6 protein-coding genes, 1 tRNA gene and 1 pseudogene are annotated in these 7,163 nt (G+C 47.3%); 3 read left to right on the plus strand and 5 right to left on the minus strand.

What is annotated here, in order from left to right; all coding sequences use genetic code 11:
• Positions 1-235 (minus strand): annotated as a pseudogene (locus tag RLO19_RS02825) (RRXRR domain-containing protein); the annotation flags it as partial.
• A 61-nt stretch (positions 236-296) separates the two neighbouring features.
• A complete protein-coding gene (locus RLO19_RS02830; protein WP_446353660.1) occupies positions 297-1,511 on the minus strand; it encodes an RNA-guided endonuclease InsQ/TnpB family protein in 1,215 nt (404 codons plus the stop codon).
• Between the two features lie 192 nt (positions 1,512-1,703).
• On the opposite strand from RLO19_RS02830, the gene RLO19_RS02835 reads away from it, so the two are divergent.
• Positions 1,704-2,678 (plus strand): hypothetical protein, encoded by a 975-nt coding sequence (locus RLO19_RS02835; RefSeq protein ID WP_446353662.1) that lies wholly within the window; start codon positions 1,704-1,706, stop codon positions 2,676-2,678.
• Between the two features lie 71 nt (positions 2,679-2,749).
• Positions 2,750-2,820: transfer RNA gene (locus tag RLO19_RS02840), tRNA-Gly, on the plus strand.
• 93 nt (positions 2,821-2,913) lie between these two features.
• Here the strand turns inward: RLO19_RS02840 and trmFO are convergent.
• The 3 genes from trmFO to RLO19_RS02855 form a co-directional block, all read right to left on the minus strand.
• Positions 2,914-4,272, minus strand: a complete 1,359-nt coding sequence (gene trmFO / locus RLO19_RS02845; RefSeq protein WP_446353663.1) for an FADH(2)-oxidizing methylenetetrahydrofolate--tRNA-(uracil(54)-C(5))-methyltransferase TrmFO — start codon at positions 4,270-4,272, stop codon at positions 2,914-2,916.
• A 176-nt stretch (positions 4,273-4,448) separates the two neighbouring features.
• A complete protein-coding gene (locus RLO19_RS02850) occupies positions 4,449-4,937 on the minus strand; it encodes an FHA domain-containing protein (RefSeq protein ID WP_446353665.1) in 489 nt (162 codons plus the stop codon).
• Between the two features lie 252 nt (positions 4,938-5,189).
• On the minus strand, positions 5,190-6,494 hold the full coding sequence (locus RLO19_RS02855) for a site-2 protease family protein (protein ID WP_446353667.1): 1,305 nt from the start codon (positions 6,492-6,494) through the stop codon (positions 5,190-5,192).
• A 157-nt stretch (positions 6,495-6,651) separates the two neighbouring features.
• Between RLO19_RS02855 and RLO19_RS02860 the strand changes: the two genes are divergently transcribed.
• Positions 6,652-7,047, plus strand: a complete 396-nt coding sequence (locus RLO19_RS02860; RefSeq protein WP_446353669.1) for a hypothetical protein — start codon at positions 6,652-6,654, stop codon at positions 7,045-7,047.
• Positions 7,048-7,163 lie beyond the last annotated feature (116 nt).

The raw sequence follows: 7,163 nt of genomic DNA on the forward strand, positions 1-7,163 counted from the left end.
ACTTTTCCAGGAGATACTCGCGAACCTCGTAGCCAGCCAGCTCGCCCTGTTGATACTCTCCGCCAGATACCTCTGAGTTCTGCATCTTTTGTAGATCGAACCTGACTAGCTCCTGGCTAATGCCCATGATCGGACAGACTCCTGATAATCGCCTTACCCAAGTCAATATATTTTGAACTCGACTGTTTAGAGATGGTGGCAACCACCTGAAGGGACGGCGGCGGTTATTGAACCGTGCTTAATGATAGATAGTGTCCGATTCTGCTGCAGCTGTGGGTAAGTTGACACTCCTCGCTCTAAAGAGACGAGGATTCTTGGTTCTCCGATCCGCCGTTAGACGACAGGATTGCTCCAATCGTCCAAGAGGGCAGGTCTCCCCAAGCGTAGGTTCCGGTATGCCCTACCGTACTTAATCCTTTTTGTAGGATGTTCAGGCTAGCTGCAATATCTCTATCTTCAACATATCCACAATTTCCACAAACATGGGTTCGTTGAGATAGAGATTTTTTGACTCGATGGTGACACTTTGGACAATCTTGGGATGTGTATTGTGGTGGAACCGCCACAGTGGCTTTCCCGTACTTATGTCCAAAATATTCTAGCCATTGTCGAAATGTAGACCAGCCTGCATCAGAAATGGACTTAGACAAGTGACGATTTCTTACCAGCCCTTTCACGTTCAAGTCTTCATAGGCGACCAAATCGTTAGATTGGATAACGGAATATGCAACTCGCTTGCAGTATTCTTTTCGCTGCCTACTTACTCTTAAATGCTTCCGAGCATATCGTTTTCTTGCCTTATGATAATTCTTTGACTGTGGTTTTGCTCCTTTTCGGTATTTCTTAGACTTCTTGCGGTTAGCTTGATTGAGTTTTTTTTCCGCTTGGCGGTAGAACTTTGGAGAGTCCTCGGTGTTGCCATTAGAATCAGCCAGAAAGTATTTGATCCCTAGGTCTAAACCAATAGCATTACCAGTAGGTTTTGTTTTCACCCTCACATCAGCTTTAACCGCAAATTGTACATAATAGCCATCGGCACGTCTGACTAATCGCACTCGCTTGATTTGATCGAGTTGATAGAAGTTCAGATCATAAGTACCTTTTAGCTTTAGTCGTCCTATGTCTTTTTTGTCGGTGAAAGCTATGGTTTTCCGGTTCTCTGACAACTTCCATCCTGATGTTTTATATTCAACCGAACGGCAGTTTTTCTTGAACTTAGGAAAACCTTTCTTTCCTTTAACCTTTTTTCGACAATTTTCATAGAAACGACTAATAGCACTCCAAGCACGATCAGCCGATGCTTGACGTGCTTGAGAATTGAGTTCCGCTGCAAAATCAAACTCTTTCGCCAATACGCGGCAATATTTGCTGAGGTCATACTTATCAACACCTTTGTTGTCCATCCAGTGTCGCAAGCATTTGTTTCGGACAAACTGTGCTGTCCGAATTGCCTCATCGATTGCTGCGTATTGAGTGGGCTTAGCTTTTACCTTGAACTCAAAAACTATCATGGTCGGCTATCTGGTTACGCTATCTAATTTAGCGTAGAATCCAACAAGTGTGTTCAAGTCGCAACTAAAGTTGCGGAGGGCTAAACGCCTTGCTCGGTTTCATCCCTCGGATAAATTACGAGGGCTTTCACCATCGCTCATCTGTAAAGAAAGCTAAGACTTGATCCAGATGCTCAGTGGCTATTTGGCAGTATGGAATTAAATCATCTCAACCTGATTGTCATGACACAACCCACACTAAACCAACCTCAGATACCCCAACGCAGCCACACTGACCCACCGGCGCTCTGGAGAACAGTTATTCTAAGTTCTGTGGCGATTCATCTGCTTGGCTTGGGGTTGCTGCGTCTGGCGCTGTTGGGACGCTTTCAGGACTGGCGGTTGAGTCAACAACTGATTCCCATTGAGGTGATTGCCCTCGCCTCAAATGCTACCATGCCAACTCCAGCGACTCAATCTCCCCCTTCTCCGGTTACTCAAAAAACACCAGGAAAGAGTCGTGAAATTCAAGCCGAGTCAGAACAACGGACAAATCGCCCGAATCAGGCGATCGCAAACACCACTCAAGAAACCCCTAACCCTTCACCCACAAAGGTTTCCTCGCCCAACTCACCGAACCAAACCCCGAACCCATCGCCAACGTCTACCACCTCTGAAGGGACGGGAAAAACGCCGTCTCCTGAGCCATCAGAGGAACTCCTAAACCCGACTACGCCTAATCCTTCTTCTCCCCCATCGCCACAGGAACCACCAAAACCCACGTCACCCGGAAATCAGTCCGGCGGGGGTTTCATTGTCTCTATTAATGGACTCATACCCGTGCCGGGTGGCGGTTCTGTTATCGATCCGCAACGCAATTCAGGCGACCAATTTGCCCAAATCCTGAAAAAGAGCCAACCCCTCTCGGTGGATGAACTCACATCCTTAGGCATTACTCTGGAGCAACCTGTGGTTATTGAGGTTCTCGTTTTGATCACTGATATGGGCAAAGCAGAAGTTCTACCCGAGAAGACTAAAGTGCCACCAGGAACACTCACTCAAGAGCAAGCCCAGAGACTCGCCCAGGAGATTATTGCCGATTGGAGTTTTTCACCAACATACATGGCGGGTAGCCCTGTGTACGGGTCGTACTTCCTGACCCTGGAAATTAATCCCCCGGCGAACTGAGCCGATAATTTTGGTGGAAACTTGCCAAACTTGTGCTATCTTGGTTTATACTAGAAAAGTTATGAGCGCCTGCGGGCATAGTTTAGTGGTAAAACCTCAGCCTTCCAAGCTGATGATGCGAGTTCGATTCTCGCTGCCCGCTTCTTAAATAATATGTACCGTGACAAATTATTGTCATCACCAAAAAACTACCAAAGAAGAATCCCCGCCCTAAAAGTGCGGGGATTGTCAAGACTCAAGCCGCAGATACCTGCAATTTATGCTGCCAACTCTGCAAATCAGCTAAAGCGCGATCGCGATACGCCCCATACCGCTCTTTTTTCCCTTTAATCCGTACTCCTAGGGTTGGTAAAATGCCAAAATTAGGTGGCATGGGTTGAAAGTGTTTCGGTGATGCTGAACTAATAAACTCAAATAACGCCCCCATCATCGTCGTTGGTGGTAACGTAATCTGTTCTAACCCTAACACCAACCGCGCTGCATTTGTCCCAGCTAACCAACCTCCAGCCGATGCGGCTGTATACCCTTCCGTTCCCACCAACTGACCCGCTGCTAACCTTGTCGGACAGCTTTTAAACTGTAGCGTTGGATACAGCAATTCTGGCGAATTAATAAAAGTATTGCGGTGCATCACTCCCATCCGCACAAACTCGGCATTTTCCAACCCTGGAATTAACCGAAAGACTCGCTTCTGTTCGCCCCAACGTAGATTCGTCTGAAACCCCACCATGTTCCACAACTGACCCGCCTTATCTTCTTGGCGCAACTGTACTACCGCATAAGGACGCTTATGCTGATTTTCTGTGGCGCGAAAGTCTCCCTGACGGCTATCAAACAATCCCACAGGCTTCAGGGGACCATAGCGCATCGTATCTTCTCCCCGCCGCGCCATTTCTTCAATCGGCAGACAGCCTTCAAAAAACTTTGCCGTTTCTTGCTCAAAATCCTTCAATTGGGCTTTTTCCGCCTGACACAATTCTTGCCAAAACCTTAAATATTGCTCCCGATTCATGGGACAATTCAGATAAGCTGCCTCTCCCTTGTCATATCGGGACGCCATAAAGGCAATGTCTTGGTTAATCGACTCCCCGACGATAATTGGCGATGCCGCATCAAAGAAACTGAAATAATCCATCCCCGTGAAACGCTGCAAGTCTTCAGCTAAGGCTGGACTTGTCAATGGACCCGTTGTCAGCACCACAACACCTTCTGGCGGAATTTGCGGCACTTCCCCCCGCCGTAACTCAATCAGAGGATGACTAGCAAGGGTTTCGGTCAAATCGTGGCTAAATACCGCCCTATCCACCGCCAACGCCCCCCCAGCCGATACCGCATGGTTATCCGCTTTAGTGATAACAATAGAACCCAGACGGCGTAACTCTTCATGCAACAACCCCGCCGCGCGATCGCTCGATAGCGCCCCAAAGGAATTACTACATACCAATTCCGCTAATTCTCCGGTATGATGGGCAGGACTCATCCGCACCGGACGCATTTCATGGAGTACCACGGGCACTCCCGCTTTGGCAATCTGCCACGCGGCTTCCGTACCCGCTAATCCACCACCAATTACCTGAATTGTCTGTTGTTCCATGTCTTACCTGGATGATCAAAGAAAACGGTGTTTTAACCCGTCCCGAAGTATCCTTTTAGAATCCTCGGTCATTTATGCCGAGGAGAGGTCAATTCTGATCACAAGTATTCCCTAGCCACCAATAATCAATGACCAATGACGACGAACCTATAACCCAATGTAAATTTTGTACGATTCTAGTCGTCTAACATGCTGGGGTCAATTAGAGTAATATCAAACGGGTCGAGGGGACCACTTTTTTTGTCTTCGGGCTTAAGTCGGTAGTATTTCCCACTCACGCCTGCGCCAAACACGACTTGATCGCCATCTTTAAGTTCATAAGTACTAATTTTGCGACCATTAATCAGGATTTTATTGGTGCTAGGTTGACCTTGAAGGTTCCCATCGGCAATTTGGTAACGGTATGAACCGTTATCGAGTGCCATCCGTCGTAACGTTGCATGTTGGCGAGAGACAAACATGGAGAACAGGCGGATATCGCAGCTAGGATCTCGACCAATTGAATAGACTTGTGCTTCTAAATGAAAGACTCGGCGTCCTTTATCATCTTCCACCAGCAATAGATGCCTTTCTTGAGCATCTGTTGCCTGTGAAGACTGTTCTAAGTCCGTGGGTGTACTGTTGGTTTGAGGTTGATGGAATTGAGAAGTTTCAGTTTGAGACATTTTTTTAATCCTTGGGTTTACCGAAGGCGGTAACAACGACAAGTGAATAACCCACACGGGTTTAATCTAGTTTAACCATTAGGCGATCGCACTCTTCGGCACAAAGGAGACAAAGGCAGACAAGAGATATTTTAGCGGGTTAGCAGGAGAAACAACCCTGTACTAGGCTTTCCCGGAGAAAGCTCTAGAAGACAGAACCAATAAGACTGTTTTTTTCTCATGCTATATCGGGAGTTACAGGAGTGGCGACGCTTAAAAATTTAACCATTGAGAAAGGGTTCCAGGAACCGGTAAGAGAATACTCACGAGGATAGTCAGTGCTAGCAATCCGGCAAAATCCCGCCAGTTATCCAATTCTGAAACATCGTTCAAGGCGGGTTCATCGACAACGGGCAGCAAGATTAATATAATCGCCCACAGGAGCAAATCGGGTTGCAAAAATGCCAGAACCAAAACTAATAATCGGCTCAGTTGACCAATGGCTGCACCTGTTCTCTGCCCAAACATCGCGTGGATAATATGACCACCATCCAGTTGACCGACGGGCATTAAATTAAACGCCGTGACGATTAATCCAATATACCCAGCAACGGCGACTGGATGCAGGTTGATCGCCGTGTCTGGCATAAATTGACTCCCTAACGCCAATTTGCTGATGAGTGACAGCAATAAGGAAAAACGCGGATCTAAGGATTGGATATTCACCAATCCTGATTCTTCTGTCAAAGTAACCGGACTAGAATGGGCTAAGCCCCAGAATAGAAGGGGAAAGGTGACCAGTAATCCCGCCACCGGACCTGCAATACCGACATCAAATAAGGCTTTGCGATTAGGTACAGGCGATCGCATCTGGATAAACGCGCCAAAGGTGCCTGGGAAAAAGGGTATAGGGATAAAGTAGGGGAGAGTCGTCCGCATTTTGTAATACATGGCGACGAGGTAATGACCCAGTTCGTGAATCCCTAAAATTGCCATCAGGGCTAAGGCATAGGGCAATCCTGTCAGTAATGCCTCTGGGTTAGATTGTACTTGTTCCGGAGAAAGTCCAGCAATTTGGGTAGCGCCCACCAATGTTGTGGTAAATAAGGTAATGACCACCAGAGCTAACGCTAAACCTGGTCGGGTTAACTCATCATTCAACCGTTTCCCTCTCGACTGGGCGTAGGGGTTGGGAACCAGGGCAAAGAACGGTTTCCCACTGAAGCTTTCCTGAAAAATCACAAAGAAGCGATCGCCAAATTCTGCCTCAACATTATTCCGCACCGTTTTATAGGCAGCATCAGGATTGGTGCGGAGTTTCCCCCGACATAAAACCGCTTGGGGACGATACTCCAGATTTTGGAGATAGTAGACGCCCCAAGGAAAGCAATTTCGCAGATCAGTTTCTTCCTGTTTGGTTATTGGACGCAGCCCTAACTTTTCAGCCGCCTGGGAAACCGTTGATCCAGTCGCTGAGTTTTCAGGGGGTGTCGGCATCCGGTTCATCCTGGTAACCGAGTACCTGCCAATAAAGTAGGCAATGAAAACAAGTAAAATTAGGAGTAACCAGAGTTCCATGATGTACAGATACCCATTCGTGATAAAAGCAAAATCTTGACCAAGATTAGTCCGAGTGGCTAATGATTACAGACCAACATGCATTGTGCAACCTGATTTGTCTCAAACGGATCATCGTGTTTTTCGTCCCAGCTCGTCGCTAAATCTATAAGCTACTGTGTTCAAATCCCCACGCCCAGTCCTTAATCATATTTTCGCATTTCCACCCAATCGCGACACCTTAGGAGGTACAGCTTATTTCATTGTAGAGAATGGGGCTGGGGTGTTGATTGATTGTCCGGTTTGGAATGATGGGACTCACCAATTTTTGCGGGATCACGGAGGTGTCTCCTGTCTATTCATTACCCATCGGGGCGGTATTGGCAAAGCCCAACAGATTCAGGACGCTTTTGGTTGTAACCTGGTGATTCAAGAACAAGAAGCCTACCTGCTAAAGAGCGCCCAAGCTACCTCCTTTGAGCAAGAGTTGGCAATTTCTGATCACTGTACGGCTATCTGGACACCAGGTCATTCCCCGGGTTCAGCTTGCCTTTACCGTTCAAGCGATGGGTGAAGGCTCCCACGCTCTTTAGCTGGGAGATGAAACCGAGCGAACCGTCTAGGTAGCGAATAAATTCGCCAGTCAAATAATTCGGATAACGTTCTACTATTGTGGTAATGTAAATACAA

The sequence above is a fragment of the Coleofasciculus sp. G2-EDA-02 genome (assembly GCF_040226375.1).
In the GTDB taxonomy this organism is placed as follows: domain Bacteria; phylum Cyanobacteriota; class Cyanobacteriia; order Cyanobacteriales; family Coleofasciculaceae; genus Coleofasciculus.